Below are 19,197 nucleotides of genomic sequence, written 5' to 3'. Positions count from 1 at the left end.
AAGGATGTCTTACCCATGAGTGAACTTATTCAACACACTGACAGTATTGAATGGCGTTTCGAGCGTCAGCTCCTGCGCGTTGAGGCCTGGGGAGAGCACAGCCTGCGCGTGCGTGCCACCTGCGCCCCGGCATTTAGCGACAATCTGCACGCGCTGTTGCCGCCACAGGCCTGTGAGCCGCAGATAACCGCAGGCGCGGAACAGCTGACGCTGCGCAACGGTAATATCACCGCAGTGCTTAATCTGAAAGGCCAACTGGCGTTTTACAATCAACGCGGCGAATTACTGCTTGAAGAGATGTGGCGACAACGCTCTACCGTCGGTATCGGTGCCAGTGAAAAAAGCCAGGATAAATACATCAGCGCCCTGAAACTTGATGGTCGCGAGTTTAAACCGCTACCAGGCGGCAAGTATCAGCTTACTGTCCGTTTTGAATCGCGCCCGGATGAACGCATTTACGGCATGGGGCAATATCAACAGCCATGGCTGGATCTGAAAGGCTGTATGCTGGAACTCGCGCAGCGTAACTCGCAGGCCTGCGTCCCTTTTATGCAGTCAAGCCTCGGCTATGGCCTGTTATGGAACAACCCGGCGATTGGCGAAGCGAACTTCGCAAAAAACCAGATCACCTGGCTTGCCCGCGTTACTCAGGAGATGGATTACTGGATAACCGCAGCGGACAGTGTTCAGCATCTTACCCGTCAGTACGCTAAAGCGACCGGTACGCCACCGCCTGCGCCGTCATTCACCAGCGGGCTCTGGCAGTGCAAATTACGCTATCGCACCCAGCAGGAGGTACTGGAGGTCGCCCGTGAGTACCACCGTCTCCATCTGCCTGTCGCAGTGATGGTGATTGATTTCTTCCACTGGCCTAATCAGGGGACATGGTGTTTTGATCCTATGGACTGGCCGGATCCGAAGGCGATGGTGGATGAGCTGAAATCAATGGGCATTGAGCTAATGGTCTCCGTCTGGCCAACCGTTGAGGCACGCAGCCCGTTCTTCCCGGTAATGAAAGCCAAAGGTTTACTGGTCACCAGCGATCGCGGCGTACAGGTTAATCTCGATTTTATGGGCAACACCACCTTCTTTGACGCCACCCATCCCCAGGCCCGTGAATTTGTCTGGGAGACGGTGAAGAAAAACTATTACGATCTGGGCATTAAGTTGTTCTGGCTTGATGAAGCCGAACCGGAGTACCGCGCCTACGATTTTGATAACTACCGCTATCATGCCGGGCCGGTGCTGGAGGTGGGAAATCAGTATCCACGCGATTTCGCCCAGGGCTTTTATGACGGCCTGCAGGCCTGCGGAGAGCGCGATATCGTTAACCTGGTGCGCTGCTCCTGGGCGGGCAGCCAGCGTTTTGGCGTACTGGCGTGGTCCGGCGATGTGCACTCTTCCTTCCATGCATTTCGCAACCAGCTGGCAGCCGGGTTAAATATGGGGCTGGCGGGAATACCCTGGTGGACAACAGATATTGGCGGTTTCCAGGGCGGGAATGTCAACGATCCGTCTTTCCATGAACTGCTGATCCGCTGGTTCCAGTGGGCGGTCTTTTGCCCGGTACTGCGTATGCACGGCTATCGTGAACCGCAAATCCAGCCCCCGGAAAGCTACCGTAACGGTATCCCGCAATGCAACAGCGGTTCTCCCAACGAGCTATGGAGCTACGGTGAAGAGAACTACGCTATCATGCAGCACTGGTTGTCCGTACGTGAAAAACTGCGCCCCTATGTGGATGCCCTGTTCGCTAATGCCCACCAGCATGGCGATCCGTTGATGCGTCCGCTGTTCTGGCATTACCCGGATGAGCCACAAAGCTGGCAGGTGGAAGACCAGTATCTGTTTGGCGAGGACATTCTGGTGGCGCCGATTCTGCACGCGGGGCAACGCCAACGTGAAGTCTGGTTGCCTGGCCATCATGGCTGGGTGGATCTGCAGGGTGAACGTTATCAGGGCCAGCAGCGCATTACCGTTAACGCGGGGCTGGAGACGATCCCGGTATTTATTCGCGAAGGGAGCAACACCACCGCGCTTTTATCCACTGTTTGATGTAAACGCCTGAAAACGCGTGTTTCGTTATAAAAAGCCTGCTTAACAATCCGCATCCGCGTAAGGTAATGTAAGCAGGCTTATTTTTTCACTGGCAAGGAACGAAACACTCTCCATGTTCGATACAACGCTTTTTATCCTTATTGGCCTTGTGGCGCTGAGCTTCTTTAGCCACAACACTACCGTCGCGGTTGCCGTTATGGTGTTGATCATTATTCGTATTACACCGCTCAATACTTACTTTCCGTGGGTCGAAAAACAGGGTTTAACCCTCGGCATTGTCATTCTGACCATTGGCGTCATGGCGCCCATCGCCAGCGGATCATTGCCGCCATCAACGCTGATTAGCTCTTTTCTGAACTGGAAATCATTGATAGCCATTGCGGTGGGCGTGTTTGTCTCCTGGCTGGGAGGGCGTGGGGTGACGCTGATGAGTGCGCAGCCGTCTCTGGTCGCCGGGCTTCTGGTGGGAACCGTATTGGGTGTGGCCCTGTTCCGGGGCGTACCGGTAGGGCCACTTATTGCGGCAGGTCTGGTTTCGCTGTTAATTGGTCGGCAGTAAATGCCTCCTCTGCCAGTATTTCACCCCAAGCTCCAGGAAAGTACAGAGCAGGTAATAGACCAGCCCGGTGAAGATAAACAGAGCCGCCGGGTAAACCTGCACCCGGTTATTCACCTGCCCGGCCACCGTGGTCAGTTCCGGCACATTGACGATAAACGCCAGTGAGGTGTCTTTCAGCAGGGCGATAAGCAAACCAATATAAGATGGAATGGCATTACGTAACGCCTGCGGCAGCAGCACCAGGCGCAGGATGTCCAGGCTGGCAAATCCGCTGCTTATCGCCGCCTCATATTGCCCCTTCGGTAACGCGTTAAGCGCCGCCAGCGTCGAGTACATCACCGATGCCGAGGTAAACCACGCCAGCGCCAGGGTAACGGTCACCGCCCCTGGCAAATCGGTTCCGGTCAGCCACGGCAGCAAAAACCACAGCCAGAAGATGACAAAAATTAGCGGGATCCCGCGAATCAACTCTGCCCACAGAAAGAGCAGCTTGCGCGGCCAGCCTGCAAAACGCCACGCACAACAGGCGAGCAATACACCGCCAGGAAAAGCCAGCACGGCGGCCCCCAGGGTCATCAACACCGACAACAGTACGCCGCCCGGTTCGCCCTGCGCGGCACGCCCTGACAGCAAATAGCCGAGGTTATCGGTAATTACGGTAATATTATCGATCACGGTGCGCCTCCTTGCGGGCCATCGCTCGCCATCCGCGCGGCAGGTTAAAAAGCAGACTCATCACCAGCCCCAACGCCAGATACAGCACGCTCCCCACCGTAAAGGCTTCCAGCGCATGGGCGTTAAAGCTTTCAATTTGCCGTGTCTGGTAGGTGAGTTCAGCAAAGCCAATACCTGTTGCCAGCGACGAGAGTTTCATCAGGTTCAGGTATTGTCCCACCACCGGCTGCCAGGCGTTCTCCAGCCCCTGAGGCAGAAGCACCCAACGAAACAGCGCCAGATCGCTAAACCCCTGCGATTTTGCCGCTTCGATTTGCCCGCGCGGAACCGCATGTAATCCGGCCTGGATCTCTTCGACCAGAAACGCTGCGGTGAATAACCCCAACGCCCAGGCCGAAGAGAGAAATTCCGGGGTAAACCACCAGACATCCCCAGGCAGAATGCTAAAGGCGTGATCATCATTGACGTATTGACGAAACGCCAGGGGCAGTACGTTCCATGCGGCGAAATACCAGAACAGGAGTTGCACCAGCAATGGCGTATTGCGAAAAAGCGAAACCCACCCCGCCACTACCGCTCGCCCCACTCTTCCGCCAGCCAGACGCAGGGCCAGCAGAAACACCGTCATGGCGGTCGCAAGGATAACCCCTGTCACCGTGACCCAGATGGTGGTAAGAAAACCCGACATGAGCCATTGTGCGGGTTGGCCGGTAAGGACGCCCGCCCAGTCAAGATGAATCCCCATCACAGCTCCTTGCCGTCAGCATGGAGCGGATTGAGCACTTTTTGCAGGAAGCGCCGGGCGCGCGGATGCTGCGGCGCGGTGAAAAACGCCTCTGGTGTGGCCTGCTCAAGGATTTCGCCCCCGTCGATAAAAATCACCCGATCTGCAATTTCACGGGCAAATTGCATCTCGTGGGTCACGACAATCAAGGTGATTCCGCTGTGAGCAAGCGATTTCATTACCTGCAACACTTCGCCAATCATCTCCGGATCGAGTGCTGACGTGGGCTCATCGAAGAGGATGATATGCGGCTCTGCCGCCAGCGTGCGGGCGATGGCCACCCGCTGCTGCTGACCGCCGGAAAGCTGTGCAGGGTAATGGTTGGCTTTGTCGCGTAGTCCGACACGCTCCAGCAGTTCCAGGGCGATTTTTTTCGCTTCTGCCGCCGACTTGCCATGGATACGGGTTAACGCCAGGGTGATATTTTCCAGCGCATTCAGGTGCGCATACAGGTTGAATTGCTGGAACACGAAACCGACCTGACGGCGCAGATTGCGCAATTCGCGCCCCTTAAGCTGGCTGGTCGGTTTTCCGTCCACCAGAATCTCGCCGCTGGTCAGCGTTTCCAGTTGATTAATAAGTCGGATCAGCGTCGATTTGCCAGAGCCGGAAGGCCCGCAGACGGCAATGACTTCCCCTGAGGCAACCTGCAAATCAATAGCGTTTAACACCCGGTGGTCGCCATAGCTTTTACTGGCCTTGCGAAACTCCACCGTTCCTTTTTGCACGGGAAAAGCCTCCGGGGCCTGCGCCACGGAGGTAGAAAAGAGACCTGCCAGCATATTACTTCGCTTCTATTTTAAAGCTGCGTGGAGCCGGGGCCTTGGTTTGCGGACCAAACCAGACGTCGTAGATTTTTGCCGCTTCGCCGCTCTGCTCCAGATTAACGAGCTCATCGTTAACCGCTTTCAGCAGCGCGGTTTCGCCTTTGGTCACGCCCACGCCAATCTCTTCTTTAGAAAGCAAGTCCGGCAGGATTTTAAATTTAGCTTTATCCGGCGCTTCCGCCAGCAGCCCCGCCAGGATGGTGCTGTCCTGGGTGATCGCCTGCACGTTGCCGTTACGCAGCGCGGTCAGCGCCAGGGGGATGTCGTCATAGGCCAGCACGCGGGCCTGCGGGAAGCGCTGATGCAGCGCCTGCTCGCCGGTGGTGCCTTTCACCGCACCGATACGCGCTTTGCTGTAACTATCCAGTTTATCGGATGCGCTGGCGGGCACCAGGAATTGCTGTCCGGTAACAAAATAGGGGGTCGAAAAATCAATAACCTGCGCACGTTCCGGGGTAATGGTGATATCTGCAACAATCAAATCCACTTTACCGGACTGCAACAGCGGAATACGGTTTGCCGGGTTAGTGGCGACCAGTTCAAGTTTTACGCCCAGGCTTTTTGCCAGCGCTTTAGCGAAATCAACATCATAACCAACGATTTCGTGGCTCTGCGGGTCGATGGCGCCAAACGGCGGGTTCGCATCAAAGGTTGCGACTTTCACTACGCCTGCGGCTTTAATGTCGGCCAGTTTGTCTGCATGAGCGGCAAATGAGAAAGTCGAAAGCAATGCCAGTGCGGTCAGCGCACCGATTTTTTTGGAAGATGTGGTTGCCATGCTAATCCTTACGCCCTGTTATTAGTAAAATTTCAGGGCTAAAGTCACATAACCGTAATCATCAGACAAATATCAAAAAGTGCATTTATTATCTAAAAAAGTTATTAAAAATACTTTCGCCATATGAATCACTTATCATTAATGTCCCGACAGAGAAAACACGCATAAACCATACAACCTAAAGGGAATTGACAGCAGAAAATAATCATATGTTCCCGGATGTTGCAAGGTAACGCCCCGGTGTCTGCCCTAACCCCTTCTTAAACATGGTAATAAAGGCTGTGGTCGAATCATAACCCAGCGCCTGTGCGACATTTTGTACCGACTCGCCGCTTATCAGTAAACGCAGGGAAAGAATCAACAGCATCTGATGCCGCCAGCGGCGAAAGCTCAGTCCCGTCTCCTTTACCACCAGCCGCGCCAGGTTGCGTTCACTCATCGCAAATTCCTGCGCCCATTGCCCCAGCGTCTGCCACCGGGCAGGAGCCTGCTCCATGGTTTCGACCATCTGACGAATTTTATGGTGCGGGGAAACGGGAAGTTGCAGCTGCATTTGTGGTTGACGGGGCAGTTCATCAAACAGAACCTGAACCAGCCGTTGGGTTGCCGGTTGCTGGCGTTCGCGATGGTTACGCGCAGCAAGCGTCAGAATCAGTTCGCGCACCAGTGGGGAGATTTTTAGCGTGCAACACTGTGTCGGCATTTCAACCCGATCGGGTTCAACAAACAAAAAGCACAACTTCGCCCCCGGCGTCGCGAGGTTACTGTGGGCAACCAGACCCGGCAGCCACACGGCGTGATGAGGTGGCACCATCCAACGGGCATTTTCCACTTCACTGGTAATTGCCCCGCTCAGGGCCAGAATTAACTGTCCTTTGCGGTGACGGTGCTGTGGGATCCGCTGCTCATCAGCCTCGACAGTGATACTAAACGCCAGAGCCGCCTCTTGTTGACTGTCAGGGTTAAAGCCATCGAGGCCGAGACCGTGCATAAAGTTGTCCGAATTTAGCGATAAAGTGTCATTTTAGCTTGATTCCATCAGGGCGAAAAAGGGGTATGGTGTGGTTCTGCTTTTTTTCCTGAGAATACAATGACCACTGCGATTTCTTCACGGGGCAAACAAGGGGTGCTGCTTATTGCGGGGATCCTGATGATTGCCACTACCCTGCGCGTCACCTTTACCGGGGCCGCACCACTGCTTGATTCCATTCGCACCGATTATGGCTTAACCACCGCGCAGACCGGGATGCTCACCACCCTGCCGCTGCTGGCCTTTGCACTTGTTTCCCCCCTGGCCGCAGGGATTGCCCGGCATCTGGGTATGGAGCGCAGCCTTTTTGCCGCAATGCTGCTGATATGCGCGGGTATCGCCATACGCTCTCTGCCCGCACCGGTACTGCTTTTTATTGGCACCGCCATTATTGGTTGCGGTATCGCACTGGGGAATGTGCTGTTACCAGGTATCATTAAACGCGATTACGCAGGTCAGATCGCTAAACTGACCGGCGCCTATTCTCTGACTATGGGGGCCGCAGCGGCGTTTGGTTCCGCACTGGTTGTTCCACTCTCGCTGATGGGCGCAGGATGGCACGGCGCGCTGCTGATGCTCATGGTCTTCCCGCTTGTGGCAATGCTATTGTGGCTACCGCAGTTGCGTTTCGCAAAACCCGCCGACTTATCAGGCAGCCCGCAGGTACAAAGTCGGGGGATCTGGCGTTCACCACTGGCCTGGCAGGTAACGCTTTTTTTAGGCATTAACTCGCTGATTTACTATGTAGTGATTGGCTGGTTACCGGCCATTCTTCTCAGCCATGGCTATAGTGAGTCCGGTGCAGGTTCTTTGCACGGCCTGCTCCAGCTCGCCACGGCATCGCCCGGCATTCTGGTTCCGCTCATTGTGCACCGTCTGCGTGACCAGCGTGCGCTGGCCGTACTGTTTGCCCTGCTGTGCGCGGTGAGTGCCGCCGGTTTCTGGCTCTGGCCGAATCAGGCAGTTATCTGGACGCTGGTGTTTGGTTTTGGATCCGGCGGCACCATGATCCTCGGTCTGACCTTCATTGGCCTGCGCGCCCGCTCCGCACATCAGGCCGCTGCCCTGTCAGGAATGGCGCAATCTGTAGGTTATCTGCTGGCGGCCTGTGGCCCTCCATTGATGGGGAAAATCCACGATGCCAGCGGCTCCTGGCAAATCCCGCTTATCGCCTGCGCGATATTGTCGGTACTGATGGCGCTCTTTGGCGCCTGTGCCGGGCGCGATCGCGAGATGGCGGCTGAATAATAAAACAGGCCTGTGCGGCCTGTTTTTCTGTCCTCAATCTTTTGCGGCTTTCAACATCGCCTGTACCAGTGGTACAGGTCGTCCGGCAAGGGCATTACGCTCGTGCTGGAACAGGGTAGCGACAAAGAACGGATGGTTGGTCAGTTCGACTGCGCGAATTTCTCCCTCTTCATCCCAGCCAGTTATCCGCATATCGCTTTTCTCCAGCTCGGCTGCAAAATCAGGCGAGATCCCATAGTTACAGTGGTAGCCTTCGCTGATTTTCTCCTGTCCATAAGCGCGGGCGATCAGCGTATTCGGGCGTAATTCAATGTCCGCCACCTGCTCGACCAGCGAGCAACTTAGCGGAACAATCACCATCCGCCCGGCGCTGTCGGTTTCCTGATGAGTAGCATCACTTACGCCCATTACGTGGCGGGCATACTCAATAATGGCATGCTGGAAACCAGCGCAGGTGCCGAGAAACGGTATCGCATTTTCCCGCGCATACTGAATGGCAATAAAGGCCCCCTCAGGATTTTTATACGGACTTGCCGGAACAACCCAGATTGCATCATAGCCAACCAGGTCATCGCTACATTTGATCTCAGAGGTCGCCAGCCAGTCGTAATCTGCGGTAATCTCAAGAACGGCGGCGGCATCGTCGATCGCCAGTGGAATGGCCTGGTGCGCGACAACGTCGTGATTGTAATCACCCACAAGGGCAATTCGCAGGGTATCTTTAACGGGAATATGGGTCATGAAGGGGTCCCTATGTCAGAGCAATTAACGAATAACATAAGGAACCTCACATTAGCGATCTTTCGCCCACATCACAACACATTAAAAATGGCAGGGCACATTTTGCCGTATTCCGATGAAAACGGAGCTTAAGGCGACAGATGTGTCGAAGCTGCGGAAAAAATGGGCAGTAAAATTCTGGTCAGCGCCTGCCTGCCAGGGGGCGACGCTCGCAATAACGGCAGTAAAAAGGCGTCATTGCAGCATGTGCTGACGCGCTGGCGGCACGTTCACCAGCACAAACAGGTGATGGAGAAAAAACCAGAGATGATTCAATGTAAACGCGTCTATGATGCGCCCTCCGGGCAGGATGGCTATCGGGTTCTGGTTGATCGCCTGTGGCCGCGCGGCGTTAAAAAAACCGACCTGAACTACGACGAGTGGTGTAAGGATTTAGCTCCATCGAGCGAATTACGTAAAGCATTTCACGCTGATGTGCTGGATTTTGCCGCGTTTCGGGAGGCCTACCTTGCTGAGCTTGCGGATAAGCGAGAGACAGGACTGCCGCTTAAAGCGAAGAGTAAAAGCGGTGTTCTCACCCTGCTCTATGCCGCCAAAGACACCAGGCAAAATCATGCGCTGGTGCTGGCACAATGGCTGGAATCGCTATCAATCAGCAAATAACCTGCCTGCGATGATGTTCGGGCAGACTGTCCGGGTCGAGTGGCATCAGGTGCTCGGCGCGAACAAAGGCAAAACCCTGTTGCCCGTCGAAAGCCCGTATATCACCGGTGACCAGCCACAACGCACGATGCGCATTTTGCGGCATGCGCGTCATCACGCCATTGACCGGATTCAGAAACACCTCACCAGGCTGGCAAAGCCCAAATAATTCTACTGATTTACCGATATTACAGCGCCCGGCAGGCGTTTGTGCGCCAATGACCATCGCCAGGCTACCCGGTCGTAACTGAAACATAATTCTCTCGCGTACACATGCATCATGGAAAATAAGATTATTCTTAACCAAGTTTACCCTGATGCAGGTAACGTGTCACGAGCGAGATTGAGGGTGATCGCGTCGCCACAGTTCCCATTCGTCCATGACTTCACCGCCAAGCAATTTACACTCGGTACGCACCCCCTGCGGACTTTGCACGGGCACGCGTTGTCCGCCCGTCTGCAGACAATACACCGCTGCCGGATTGGCTTTCCCCACAACAGGCGGACGAGACGTAGCTGGTTTCGTGGAGCATGCCGTTAATGCACAAATAAGAAAGAAAAAAACATTACGCATCAAATTATCCATATTGAAATAATAAGCCATAAATTTAGCTTAATGCGTTACGTCGGACATCTCCATGATTTCTCCATTCTTACGCCACTCTTTGCAGATATATTTGGCTGGTTCTCACCCATGACCAGAGAACATCATTCCGTAATCAATGAGTTTTTGCCCCGTCTCATCAACGGGGCTTTTTTTACGTCATCTTCTGACCGCCCGTTTAATGATGCCGATATATGAATTGTTTAAGCCATGCTTTAATATGGCGGCCTAAATTTTCAGCATCAGGTGCATACGGCGCGCAGTGCACAGGAGTTAAAGAGCGTAATGTCCGATTTCATTTTGGCCCGAGTTTCCGAAACACTCTATAAAGATCAATCCCTTGAAAGCCTGGTACGGCAACTCCTTGAAATGCTGGAGATGGTCACTGAAATGGAATCGACGTACCTCACCAAAATCGACGGCGACGGCCGTTTTCAGCATATCCAGTATGCGCGAAACAGCAAACAGCTTGATATTCCTGAGGGTTTTTCGCTGCCATGGGGCGACAGTCTGTGCAAGCGTGCGCTTGATGATGGCTGTTTCTTTAGCAATGACGTGGCAACCCATTGGGCAGATTGCGAAGCGGCGCAATCGCTAGGTATCACCAGTTATTTAAGCACACCTGTACATCTGGCGGATGGCTCGCTGTATGGCACGCTTTGCGCTGCCAGCACTGGCACCCGCGCCCTGAGCGTCCGCGGCGAACAAGTTTTACATCTGTTCGCCGGATTGATTGCGCGCTCCATCGAAAAAGACCAGCTTGTGGAACAACTGCAAGCCGCTAACGCGGCACTTATCGCTCATTCTTATACTGACCCATTGACCGGCCTGCCTAACCGTCGGGCTATCTTTGATAACCTGACAACGCTGTTTTCGCTTGGCAGAAACCTTAATATTCAGATAATTATTGCCTTTATTGACCTCGACAACTTTAAGACAATAAATGATGAACTTGGCCATGAATCAGGCGATCAATTTCTTATTCAGATTGGTCATCGTCTTCTTAATGGTTGCGAGAAAGATGACGTTGTAGGACGTCTCGGCGGCGATGAATTTTTAATTGCCTGCCCTGGCGGGCCACGCGATCAAACTCAGTCCGAAAGATTATCTTCACTTAAGCAAAATTTGCATAAATGTCTCTCTGGAGAATATCGACTGGGTTCTGTACGTATATTTTACCCTGGCGCCAGTATCGGTGTCGTTGAAATTAATCCCGACAATGTTGATGCTGACAGTGCATTGCGCATCGCCGACCAGGCTATGTATCAGGATAAAAACGGAAAATACAAGAAGCCATTTTTACGTCTCAATTAATTCGCTTCTGTCCGCTTTTTTGCTTGAGAATTGTCTTATTTTCTTCTATTTAATTATTATCTGTATCGCTGGCAAATGATGCCAGCTCAGGAGCTAGTTCGTGAGAAAGTCAACAATCATTATGCTCATTGTGGCTGTTGTTGCCGTGGCTGGTACTCAACTCGGCTGGTGGTAAATGGTGGGCTAACCTTAAACAGTCATAACAGATGTCATCCTGACCAGTGATGTTGTCGATAGAGCATAACCTAACAGCCTCATTTATCTGAGCAGGAGCTCGCAATGTTCACCGGACTTAAAAAAAGCGAAAGCAAACGGCTGGCGGCGTTGGAATTATTGCGTAAAGAGGATAAAACCCGCGACGCAGCCCTGACAGAGTATGCCTGCCTTGCCTGTGAGGTGATGAATGTCGAAGGCTGCTTTATTACCGTATTTGATGATGACTACCAATATATCAAATATGTTAAAAATGTACCGCTGGAGCATTTCAAAGTTCCGATTGAAAAAACGATGTGCCAGTATTCGCGCGATAGCGGACAGACCATTGTCTGTCCTGACGCCCGGCTGGATAATCGCTTTTCTCATCAGCCGCTGGTGCAAAACGGCGATATTCTGTTTTATGCTTCTGCGCCGATGATGACGCAAGAAGGTATGGTTCTTGGCACGCTATGTGTCAGTAGTTCCAGTATCTTCACCCCGACGCAGCAACAGATAGAAAATTTTAATCGCATCGCAGAGCTTTCCGCAGCATACCTCGAAGCGCGATATTCTATTGGCCGCGTCGATACGCTCACGGGGCTTCCCAACCGTCAGTTTTTGCTGCGAGAAATGGAGCAGAAAACGCTGGTAAAAGATCCCGGCACCTACGGTCTGGTGATATTTGACTGTATTGATATGCCTCGCGCCTACGAGCTTATCCGTTATCTTGGATTACATGCCGTGGATAATATGCTGCGCAGCTTTATTCCGCTGTTGCGTATGCGCCTGCGGTTAAAAGATAGTGTTCTTTTATATTCTTTCGCCCCCGCCCGTTTTGCGATACTGGTTGAATTAGAACAGGCATTGACGCTTGTTAAACGTGCAGAAACACTGCCGGGAATGCAGGCGCAAATGGCGCAAAATATTGATATTACTCTTACTATTCATACCGGCTACGTCAAATTCTCGCCCCGGGAAGATGATGCCCATGAAATTGTCCGCCAGGCAATCAGCGCCCTGCATGAATCTATCCGCCAGGATATTCCGGCCCTGCAATTTAATCCCATCCTTGATCATAAAAGAAATAAAGACTTTAAACTCTTGTATGACTTAAGTGAGGCGATTAAATCGACCAGTCAGCTGTACCTGGTTTTTCAACCGAAGGTATCGTTACGCTCTGGAAAAACAGAAGGAGTGGAGGCGTTGCTGCGCTGGCGACATCCACAGCTGGGGAATATTTCTCCCGCAACTATCGTTGCGCTGGCGGAAAAAACCAGCCTGATGTCGAAAATTACTCAGTGGGTCATTAAAAAAGTCATCGCGCAGCTGATATCCTGGCGTAGCCAGGGTATTACCCTGCCGGTTTCCATTAACGTGACAGTCAGTGATTTTTCTCGTCCCGGCTTTGCAGATGAACTGGAAAGCAACGTACTGGATGCAGGCTTGTATCCGGCAGATATTCGCATTGAGTGTCTGGAGACTGAAAAAGTCCTGGAGAGTGAAGCCGCTCTTGAAGAGCTCGATCGCCTGAAATTGCTTGGCTTCCAGATCCTGTTAGACGACTTTGGCGCCGGTTATAGCAATATCAGTTATCTGCGCCGCATTCCCATAGATGTAATTAAACTGGATCGCTCACTGGTAAGCCAGATTACGACTGACAGCGGTAGTCGCATCATTGCCCGCAACGTCATCATGATGCTTAAAGAACTCCATTACGTAGTGCTGGCCGAAGGGGTTGAGGATCATGAGACCGCGCAAATGCTTACTGAGTTTGGCTGTGATGAGGCGCAAGGCTATTATTTTTCACGCCCCATCCCACCAGAAGATGTTATGTCCTGGCTTGCCGACTGTAAGCCCTATCGTGTGTTAGGACGGATTAACAACGACCAGCATCAATACGGCTCATGATTTACGCCCAGGCGCCCTTTCCTGCGAGGGCGCCCGTTAAACCCTAACCAATAAAGCCCGACATTAATAACCCGATCATCAATTTTCTCAATCCATAACGAGAAAAAAATGCATTGGTAAATTTCGCTTAGGAAAGTTATAAAGTAAACATGTGAAGCAAATACAATTTAACATTCTTTACCGTATTCACGGACAGTTTTGATGTCGAAACTGTCCTTTTTCTTTTTTATTTTTGCAAATCGGAAAAGTTGTTTTATTTTTTGATGCCTCATTATTACGAACCAACGAAAACAGTGAGTTACGCCTGTAAATCGCAGTTAACCTCTCTCTCTTTTGATTAAGTATGCATTCTGATTTTACTTTTATTGATTTTTCCTGAAGCACAACATACTTTTCACAGATTAAATAATCATTAGCAGGCTTCGTATTATCAAAAACGATTATCTGCGTCGGTTAATTAATTTTTGGAAGCTCTCACACAATTTCCGTGGTGCTGCCAGGTCTGACTGGCGGAGAGTGGATATATGTTAATACTGACTGTATGCATTCTTACCCTTAACACATTCAGATTCCTGGTCACCTGAATAGCGATTCGGGACAGCGATAACAATGACTCATTTTCTCATCTACCGGGAAAGATCATCCGCCCTGCCGTTAGCGCAGATTAACTCATCTGTGGGATGTTCTTATTTACATCTCTTATCATTAATACCCGGCATGGCTGACGTGACGGCTCTGCCTGAGGAAGTGCATCGCTGTCCCGTCAGCTAAATTGTTTTGCGGGCAAATCAGCCTCTCACCGCGCAATAACGCGTAACTCAGTGGGCTTTTTGAATCATCTGGATTGTTGCCTCTTCGGACAATCCATGCCCCTGAATTTGAACATCCAGAGAGACATCCTGGGTTTCATTATGAAAGGTTTGATCGCCCTCACCATGCAGGAACCCAATGATGATATCCCCTCTTTCGATATCGTTTCCTGTAAGCAGTTTTACGACAGTGTGATTGCCGAATTCATCGCGAATGATGACATAACCAATCCGGTGTTCATGATGAAGGACGACCCCGCGCTGATGCATCTGAATACTCCTTTAAGCTATTTGTTAGAGAAAGAATAGTCGAAAGTGGCAGGCTTTTACGTGAAGCAGCGCATTTTCACGATAGATAACAGTGGCTAAAAGTCCGGAAGTAATGCGTGGTGATAAAAATCGGATGAGTACTTGAAATACTTGCAGGCTGGCGTATTCAAATCTGTTTTGACCACAAGCATCTGACGAATTAAACCAGCAGGAAAGATTCTAAGGCGTGTCGTTTCGGGTTAGTTTTATCGCCTCAGTAACAGGATCATGTGTCGCCTTACGTTACCGCATTACTTTATGGCGTTGAGGATATGTTGATAATTTATACATCGCACTAAGATAATATTGCAGAGACATTAACCTGTTTGTGAAGGTGCACGGGATGGATAAAAATCATATTCGCTGGATAAGTATAGGGTTCATGACAATTTGTCTGGTCAACGGGATGATGGATCTCGTTTCGCACCACAGAAGATTTATTGCGATTTTCATGATTGTCGGCAGTCTCATCGCTATTGCATCAACATTGAGAATTATTTTTAACCAAAAATAAGTTATCCAGGCAGATAAAAGACTCCCAAAGAGCACCGACTGTAATAAACATCAGGTTGCCCCATTTTTAGCTAATTTAATGGCGATGCCATGTGCTCCCTTCTTATCAATATATCCAGGGCGCTCTGAAAGATAACGGGGTATCGTTAAAGGGTTTTCGTTCTTTTACACCTCATCCAGAAAGGCGGGATCGTGTAGCGATACATATCTACGCAAGCCATTGAGCCGATAAAATCCTGTGATTTCGCATCAACTTACACAGGACTTTTCTGCTGCTTCGCTGAACTTTTTTAAAGGAAGGATGCCACCCCCGCCAGGCCAACAAAAAGCAGGCTGTCCGAATAATCTTTTAACTCTTTAAGGTATTCATCATCATTTTGTTTCATCATTGCAATAGCATCCTTAGCGCTTTCTGCTTCGACCTCAAAATGATGTTTTTTGTAACCCTTGCGTTTAAGAAGCTCTTTTGCCTCTTCATTTACGCTGCTTTTGGTAAAAACTCTTGCCCCAGACTCGTTGTAATAAAAAACATATACACTCACAGTAAACCTCCATGAATAGTAGAGTGACTTCCGTTACTAAATTAGCACCTTCACTTAGGCCAGGGAACTCGTAGTAATAAATATAACGATGACTCTCCTGCGACCTGTTCACATTGTTTGCGCCAGTTCACCTGGAAGAGTTATGCAAATCATGCAGAACTTATCACGGTGCCAGTCCAGAACTCCGCGCAAGTAAACGTAACGCAATTCATTCTTTCGCTGTTTTTTCTGCTGCTATGCTGATCCCTTGACAGAGATCTTCCTGTTTTGCAGAGCAAAAACACGACGCCTGATTCTGGAATTTTTCCAGATTGTTGGTATCACTCCGCCGGGCATGAGTATTATTTTTTATAGCGAACATTTATCGGTAGTGGCGGTTATGAAGCGACTGTGGTGGCTTGTTTTGCGCGCTACATGGGCCGCGCGTCGAGTATTTCGAGGCAATTCAAAGGGTCAATGGCGATGTGCTGGCCATTTTAATCACTGCGGCCAGGGAACGATTCTGGAAGAATTTTTCTGCGCCCATAAAAAACGGGAACCAATCGGCTCCCGTTCTTCGTAAACCCAGAAACTGGATTACATGTTCGCGATAATCGCGTCGCCAAACTCTGAACATTTCAGCAGTTTAGCGCCTTCCATCAGACGTTCGAAATCGTAGGTCACGGTTTTGGCAGCGATAGCGCCTTCCATGCCTTTCACGATCAGGTCTGCGGCTTCAAACCACTGCATGTGACGCAGCATCATCTCAGCGGAGAGAATAACGGAGCCCGGGTTTACTTTGTCCTGGCCTGCGTATTTTGGTGCAGTGCCGTGGGTTGCTTCGAACAGGGCGCACTCGTCACCGATGTTCGCGCCAGGGGCGATACCGATACCGCCAACCTGGGCTGCCAGGGCGTCGGAGATATAGTCACCGTTCAGGTTCATACAAGCGATGACGTCGTATTCGGCCGGACGCAGCAGGATCTGCTGCAGGAACGCATCGGCGATAACATCTTTAATGATGATCTCTTTGCCGGTGTTCGGGTTTTTGATTTTCTGCCACGGACCGCCGTCGATCAGCTCACCGCCGAACTCTTCGCGAATCAGCTGGTAGCCCCAGTCTTTGAACGCGCCCTCGGTGAACTTCATGATATTGCCTTTGTGCACCAGGGTCAGAGAGTCACGATCGTTGGTAATCGCGTATTCAATGGCCGCACGTACCAGGCGTTTGGTACCTTCTTCTGAGCACGGCTTGATACCGATACCGCAATGTTCCGGGAAGCGAATTTTCTTCACGCCCATCTCTTCACGCAGGAATTTAATCACTTTTTCTGCGTCAGCAGAATCCGCTTTCCATTCGATACCGGCGTAAATGTCTTCGGAGTTTTCACGGAAGATGACCATGTCGGTCAGTTCCGGGTGTTTAACCGGGCTCGGCGTGCCCTGGTAGTAACGTACCGGGCGCAGGCACACATACAGATCCAGTTCCTGACGCAGAGCAACGTTCAGAGAACGGATACCACCGCCAACCGGCGTAGTCAGCGGGCCTTTAATAGCAACGCGGTATTCACGAATCAGATCGAGGGTTTCAGCTGGCAGCCAGACATCCTGGCCATAAATCTGGGTAGACTTCTCACCGGTGTAAATTTCCATCCAGGAAATTTTACGCTCGCCTTTATAGGCTTTTTCCACAGCGGCATCGACCACTTTCAGCATCGCCGGGGTAACGTCGACACCGATACCGTCACCTTCAATGAACGGGATAATCGGGTTATTCGGAACGTTCAGCTTGCCGTTTTGCAGGGTGATCTTCTTACCTTCCGCCGGAACAACTACTTTGCTTTCCATTCACCTCTCCTTCGAGCGCTTCTGGTTGTTACTGATTTTTGTTAATGAATTGTAATTAGCCTGTCAATACTACCTGATAGTTGGGTTCCATGAAAGGCAATCATGTTTCAGTTATAATGCGGCAATTGATAACCACTGAAAATACCATGAAGAAAACTTCTTTTAGAAATCACCACCTTGAGCGATTCAGCTCACGACAAGCTACTAAGCCACGACGCGAAAACCAGCCAAAGCGGGTGATTTTGTTTAATAAACCCTATGATGTTTTGCCACAGTTCACCGATGAGGCCGGACGCAGTACGCTTAAAGATTATATACCTGTTCAGAATGTATACGCGGCGGGGCGTCTGGATCGCGACAGTGAAGGTTTACTGGTGTTGACCAACGACGGTGGATTACAGGCAAAACTGACGCAGCCGGGTAAACGTACCGGGAAGATCTATTTTGTCCAGGTTGAAGGAGAGCCCGGTGAAGAGGCGCTGACAGCATTGCGCGACGGTGTCACTCTTAATGACGGCCCTACTCTTCCTGCTGGCATTGAACGTGTTGCCGAACCAGAGTGGTTGTGGCCGCGTAATCCCCCCATTCGTGAGCGGAAATCCATTCCCACCAGTTGGCTTAAAATCACGCTTTACGAAGGCCGCAACCGCCAGGTTCGACGCATGACCGCCCATGTAGGCTTTCCGACTCTCCGGCTTATCCGCTATGCGCTGGGTGAATATACGCTTGACGGGCTGCTCAATGGCCAATGGCGGGAAGTGAAATAAAGGTATTGTTTATCCTGAACAATTCCGGAAACTACTGTTAACTATTTGTTGTCATGGATGAGGAAAAGATATGTTCTTACGTGTTGCGACTTTTTTGCTGCTCTGCGCTGTTTCGTCATCATGCTTTGCTGATGAAACTTGCGAGACCATCGGCGGGAGAGCCGCAGGCGAAGCAGACTATCTCTTCGGCGTTGCAAAAGTGACCAGCCCTGAACGGTTGCACTTTTATTCTGCCCCCGGCTCGGAATGCCAGCTTCCCGCTTTTTTAGTCAATGGCGACACCGTTGAAATCCTGCGAAGCTCTGTTTTATACGGTAAATCAGGCGGAGTGTCCCAAACCCATCCCTTTCGCTATGTACGCTACCGGGATGCCAGCGGAGCATTCGTCACAGGCTGGGTAACAGCCGATCAGCTGACCTCAGAGCCACCTCCATTACCCGTCAGCCATGAATGCCAGGCGTGGGCAAATGAGGCCCTGCGTTCGCGTGAGCGAGAAGCCCCTTCTGCCAGCAACAGATTCCGCGTTCAGGGTCAGGCACGAGCGTGGTTTTACACTATGCCCAATGAGAAGTGCCGTAGCCCATCGGTATTCCTGGTGCCGGGCGATAGTGTTTCCGCTCAGGAACAGTCCGAGGATGATTTTCTTGAGGTGACCTGGTACGGTCCCGATCATCGCATCATTCGCGGCTGGCTTAAAAAATCACAGCTTGCGTCCATCGACGAAGGCGATCGCTATCGCGACGACATTAACCCTCTCTCTGTCGATAAAGCCACGCGTATTGCCACGCTTTCCCTGCGTACTGACTATCACTGCGTGTTTTATGAAAGCTGGAACGCGCAAAAAGAGATTCAGATTATCGTCCGCGAAGATCATCAGTCGGCTCTGTGCCGTGGCAGTGCTGATAGCGAGACGTCTCCACCGGTGGCCTATATTAGTATCAACAAGCAGAGTGGCGAGATCACCTGGCCAGATATGGCCGATGGCTTCGATGAATAAATGAGATAAT

20 protein-coding genes are annotated in these 19,197 nt (G+C 51.3%); 9 read left to right on the top strand and 11 right to left on the bottom strand.

The window, feature by feature from the left end; all coding sequences use genetic code 11:
• The first annotated feature begins 15 nt into the window (after positions 1-15).
• Entirely contained in the window at positions 16-2,055 is a 2,040-nt protein-coding gene (locus AAIG39_RS21200; RefSeq protein WP_343194659.1) for a glycoside hydrolase family 31 protein, read from the top strand.
• Between the two features lie 115 nt (positions 2,056-2,170).
• Positions 2,171-2,617, top strand: a complete 447-nt coding sequence (locus tag AAIG39_RS21195; RefSeq protein WP_090086435.1) for a DUF441 domain-containing protein — start codon at positions 2,171-2,173, stop codon at positions 2,615-2,617.
• Here the strand turns inward: AAIG39_RS21195 and AAIG39_RS21190 are convergent.
• The 5 genes from AAIG39_RS21190 to AAIG39_RS21170 form a co-directional block, all read right to left on the bottom strand.
• Positions 2,600-3,292, bottom strand: coding sequence for an amino acid ABC transporter permease (locus AAIG39_RS21190; protein ID WP_090086433.1), 693 nt, complete (start codon positions 3,290-3,292; stop codon positions 2,600-2,602). The two genes, AAIG39_RS21195 and AAIG39_RS21190, sit on opposite strands and share 18 nt — an antisense overlap.
• The gene (locus AAIG39_RS21185; RefSeq protein WP_090086431.1) at positions 3,282-4,037 is read right to left on the bottom strand and encodes an amino acid ABC transporter permease; all 756 of its coding nucleotides are present in this window, start codon (positions 4,035-4,037) and stop codon (positions 3,282-3,284) included. Before AAIG39_RS21185 ends, AAIG39_RS21190 begins: the two co-directional genes overlap by 11 nt.
• Positions 4,037-4,858: an amino acid ABC transporter ATP-binding protein gene (locus AAIG39_RS21180; RefSeq protein ID WP_090086430.1), complete on the bottom strand. Its 822-nt coding sequence runs from the start codon at positions 4,856-4,858 to the stop codon at positions 4,037-4,039. Before AAIG39_RS21180 ends, AAIG39_RS21185 begins: the two co-directional genes overlap by 1 nt.
• 1 nt (position 4,859) lies before the next feature.
• Positions 4,860-5,681 (bottom strand): ABC transporter substrate-binding protein, encoded by an 822-nt coding sequence (locus tag AAIG39_RS21175; protein ID WP_090086428.1) that lies wholly within the window; start codon positions 5,679-5,681, stop codon positions 4,860-4,862.
• A gap of 205 nt (positions 5,682-5,886) precedes the next feature.
• Complete coding sequence (locus tag AAIG39_RS21170) at positions 5,887-6,672, bottom strand: AraC family transcriptional regulator (RefSeq protein WP_090086426.1); 786 nt, start codon at positions 6,670-6,672, stop codon at positions 5,887-5,889.
• 99 nt (positions 6,673-6,771) lie between these two features.
• On the opposite strand from AAIG39_RS21170, the gene AAIG39_RS21165 reads away from it, so the two are divergent.
• Complete coding sequence (locus AAIG39_RS21165) at positions 6,772-7,959, top strand: CynX/NimT family MFS transporter (protein ID WP_343194658.1); 1,188 nt, start codon at positions 6,772-6,774, stop codon at positions 7,957-7,959.
• Between the two features lie 33 nt (positions 7,960-7,992).
• Here the strand turns inward: AAIG39_RS21165 and AAIG39_RS21160 are convergent, their stop codons facing one another.
• Entirely contained in the window at positions 7,993-8,700 is a 708-nt protein-coding gene (locus AAIG39_RS21160; protein WP_343194657.1) for a CTP synthase C-terminal region-related (seleno)protein, read from the bottom strand.
• A gap of 306 nt (positions 8,701-9,006) precedes the next feature.
• Between AAIG39_RS21160 and AAIG39_RS21155 the strand changes: the two genes are divergently transcribed.
• Positions 9,007-9,363 (top strand): DUF488 domain-containing protein, encoded by a 357-nt coding sequence (locus tag AAIG39_RS21155; RefSeq protein ID WP_249573159.1) that lies wholly within the window; start codon positions 9,007-9,009, stop codon positions 9,361-9,363.
• Here the strand turns inward: AAIG39_RS21155 and AAIG39_RS21150 are convergent.
• Both AAIG39_RS21150 and AAIG39_RS21145 read right to left on the bottom strand, forming a co-directional pair.
• On the bottom strand, positions 9,353-9,658 hold the full coding sequence (locus AAIG39_RS21150) for a hypothetical protein (protein WP_343194656.1): 306 nt from the start codon (positions 9,656-9,658) through the stop codon (positions 9,353-9,355). The two genes, AAIG39_RS21155 and AAIG39_RS21150, sit on opposite strands and share 11 nt — an antisense overlap.
• Before the next feature lie 75 nt (positions 9,659-9,733).
• Positions 9,734-9,976 (bottom strand): putative hemolysin, encoded by a 243-nt coding sequence (locus AAIG39_RS21145; RefSeq protein ID WP_343194655.1) that lies wholly within the window; start codon positions 9,974-9,976, stop codon positions 9,734-9,736.
• A 315-nt stretch (positions 9,977-10,291) separates the two neighbouring features.
• Between AAIG39_RS21145 and AAIG39_RS21140 the strand changes: the two genes are divergently transcribed.
• The 3 genes from AAIG39_RS21140 to AAIG39_RS21135 all read left to right on the top strand — a co-directional run bounded on the left by AAIG39_RS21140 (position 10,292) and on the right by AAIG39_RS21135 (position 13,423).
• A complete protein-coding gene (locus AAIG39_RS21140; protein WP_343194654.1) occupies positions 10,292-11,320 on the top strand; it encodes a GGDEF domain-containing protein in 1,029 nt (342 codons plus the stop codon).
• Between the two features lie 100 nt (positions 11,321-11,420).
• The gene (gene yoaJ / locus AAIG39_RS25750; RefSeq protein ID WP_107222887.1) at positions 11,421-11,495 is read left to right on the top strand and encodes a protein YoaJ; all 75 of its coding nucleotides are present in this window, start codon (positions 11,421-11,423) and stop codon (positions 11,493-11,495) included.
• A gap of 104 nt (positions 11,496-11,599) precedes the next feature.
• On the top strand, positions 11,600-13,423 hold the full coding sequence (locus AAIG39_RS21135; protein ID WP_343194653.1) for a sensor domain-containing phosphodiesterase: 1,824 nt from the start codon (positions 11,600-11,602) through the stop codon (positions 13,421-13,423).
• 818 nt (positions 13,424-14,241) lie between these two features.
• On the opposite strand, the gene AAIG39_RS21130 is transcribed toward AAIG39_RS21135, so the two are convergent.
• From AAIG39_RS21130 to icd, 3 genes are all read right to left on the bottom strand, one after another.
• Positions 14,242-14,502 carry a hypothetical protein gene (locus AAIG39_RS21130; RefSeq protein ID WP_090086413.1) on the bottom strand — a complete coding sequence of 87 codons (261 nt, stop codon included), beginning with the start codon at positions 14,500-14,502 and terminating at the stop codon, positions 14,242-14,244.
• An 842-nt stretch (positions 14,503-15,344) separates the two neighbouring features.
• Positions 15,345-15,596, bottom strand: coding sequence for a hypothetical protein (locus tag AAIG39_RS21125; RefSeq protein ID WP_090086411.1), 252 nt, complete (start codon positions 15,594-15,596; stop codon positions 15,345-15,347).
• A 576-nt stretch (positions 15,597-16,172) separates the two neighbouring features.
• Complete coding sequence (gene icd, locus AAIG39_RS21120; RefSeq protein ID WP_041851685.1) at positions 16,173-17,423, bottom strand: NADP-dependent isocitrate dehydrogenase; 1,251 nt, start codon at positions 17,421-17,423, stop codon at positions 16,173-16,175.
• Positions 17,424-17,539: 116 nt separating this feature from the next.
• Here icd and rluE point away from each other — a divergent pair, with 116 nt between their 5' ends.
• Entirely contained in the window at positions 17,540-18,190 is a 651-nt protein-coding gene (gene rluE / locus AAIG39_RS21115; RefSeq protein WP_090087858.1) for a 23S rRNA pseudouridine(2457) synthase RluE, read from the top strand.
• Between the two features lie 70 nt (positions 18,191-18,260).
• Positions 18,261-19,187: a hypothetical protein gene (locus tag AAIG39_RS21110; protein ID WP_343194652.1), complete on the top strand. Its 927-nt coding sequence runs from the start codon at positions 18,261-18,263 to the stop codon at positions 19,185-19,187.
• Positions 19,188-19,197 lie beyond the last annotated feature (10 nt).

Source organism: Phytobacter palmae (assembly GCF_039409775.1).
Lineage (GTDB): Bacteria > Pseudomonadota > Gammaproteobacteria > Enterobacterales > Enterobacteriaceae > Phytobacter > Phytobacter palmae.
The sequence above is the reverse complement of the archived record's forward strand: the minus strand, read 5'-3'. Positions and strand labels throughout refer to the sequence as shown.

Coding starts and splice junctions, on each gene's coding strand:
- AAIG39_RS21200 (WP_343194659.1), top strand. CDS start 16: ATGAGTGAACTTATTCAACACACTGACAGTATTGAATGGCGTTTCGAG.
- AAIG39_RS21195 (WP_090086435.1), top strand. CDS start 2,171: ATGTTCGATACAACGCTTTTTATCCTTATTGGCCTTGTGGCGCTGAGC.
- AAIG39_RS21185 (WP_090086431.1), bottom strand. CDS start 4,037: ATGGGGATTCATCTTGACTGGGCGGGCGTCCTTACCGGCCAACCCGCA.
- AAIG39_RS21180 (WP_090086430.1), bottom strand. CDS start 4,858: ATGCTGGCAGGTCTCTTTTCTACCTCCGTGGCGCAGGCCCCGGAGGCT.
- AAIG39_RS21175 (WP_090086428.1), bottom strand. CDS start 5,681: ATGGCAACCACATCTTCCAAAAAAATCGGTGCGCTGACCGCACTGGCA.
- AAIG39_RS21170 (WP_090086426.1), bottom strand. CDS start 6,672: ATGCACGGTCTCGGCCTCGATGGCTTTAACCCTGACAGTCAACAAGAG.
- AAIG39_RS21165 (WP_343194658.1), top strand. CDS start 6,772: ATGACCACTGCGATTTCTTCACGGGGCAAACAAGGGGTGCTGCTTATT.
- AAIG39_RS21160 (WP_343194657.1), bottom strand. CDS start 8,700: ATGACCCATATTCCCGTTAAAGATACCCTGCGAATTGCCCTTGTGGGT.
- AAIG39_RS21155 (WP_249573159.1), top strand. CDS start 9,007: ATGATTCAATGTAAACGCGTCTATGATGCGCCCTCCGGGCAGGATGGC.
- AAIG39_RS21150 (WP_343194656.1), bottom strand. CDS start 9,658: ATGTTTCAGTTACGACCGGGTAGCCTGGCGATGGTCATTGGCGCACAA.
- AAIG39_RS21145 (WP_343194655.1), bottom strand. CDS start 9,976: ATGCGTAATGTTTTTTTCTTTCTTATTTGTGCATTAACGGCATGCTCC.
- AAIG39_RS21140 (WP_343194654.1), top strand. CDS start 10,292: ATGTCCGATTTCATTTTGGCCCGAGTTTCCGAAACACTCTATAAAGAT.
- AAIG39_RS21135 (WP_343194653.1), top strand. CDS start 11,600: ATGTTCACCGGACTTAAAAAAAGCGAAAGCAAACGGCTGGCGGCGTTG.
- AAIG39_RS21130 (WP_090086413.1), bottom strand. CDS start 14,502: ATGCATCAGCGCGGGGTCGTCCTTCATCATGAACACCGGATTGGTTAT.
- icd (WP_041851685.1), bottom strand. CDS start 17,423: ATGGAAAGCAAAGTAGTTGTTCCGGCGGAAGGTAAGAAGATCACCCTG.
- rluE (WP_090087858.1), top strand. CDS start 17,540: ATGCGGCAATTGATAACCACTGAAAATACCATGAAGAAAACTTCTTTT.
- AAIG39_RS21110 (WP_343194652.1), top strand. CDS start 18,261: ATGTTCTTACGTGTTGCGACTTTTTTGCTGCTCTGCGCTGTTTCGTCA.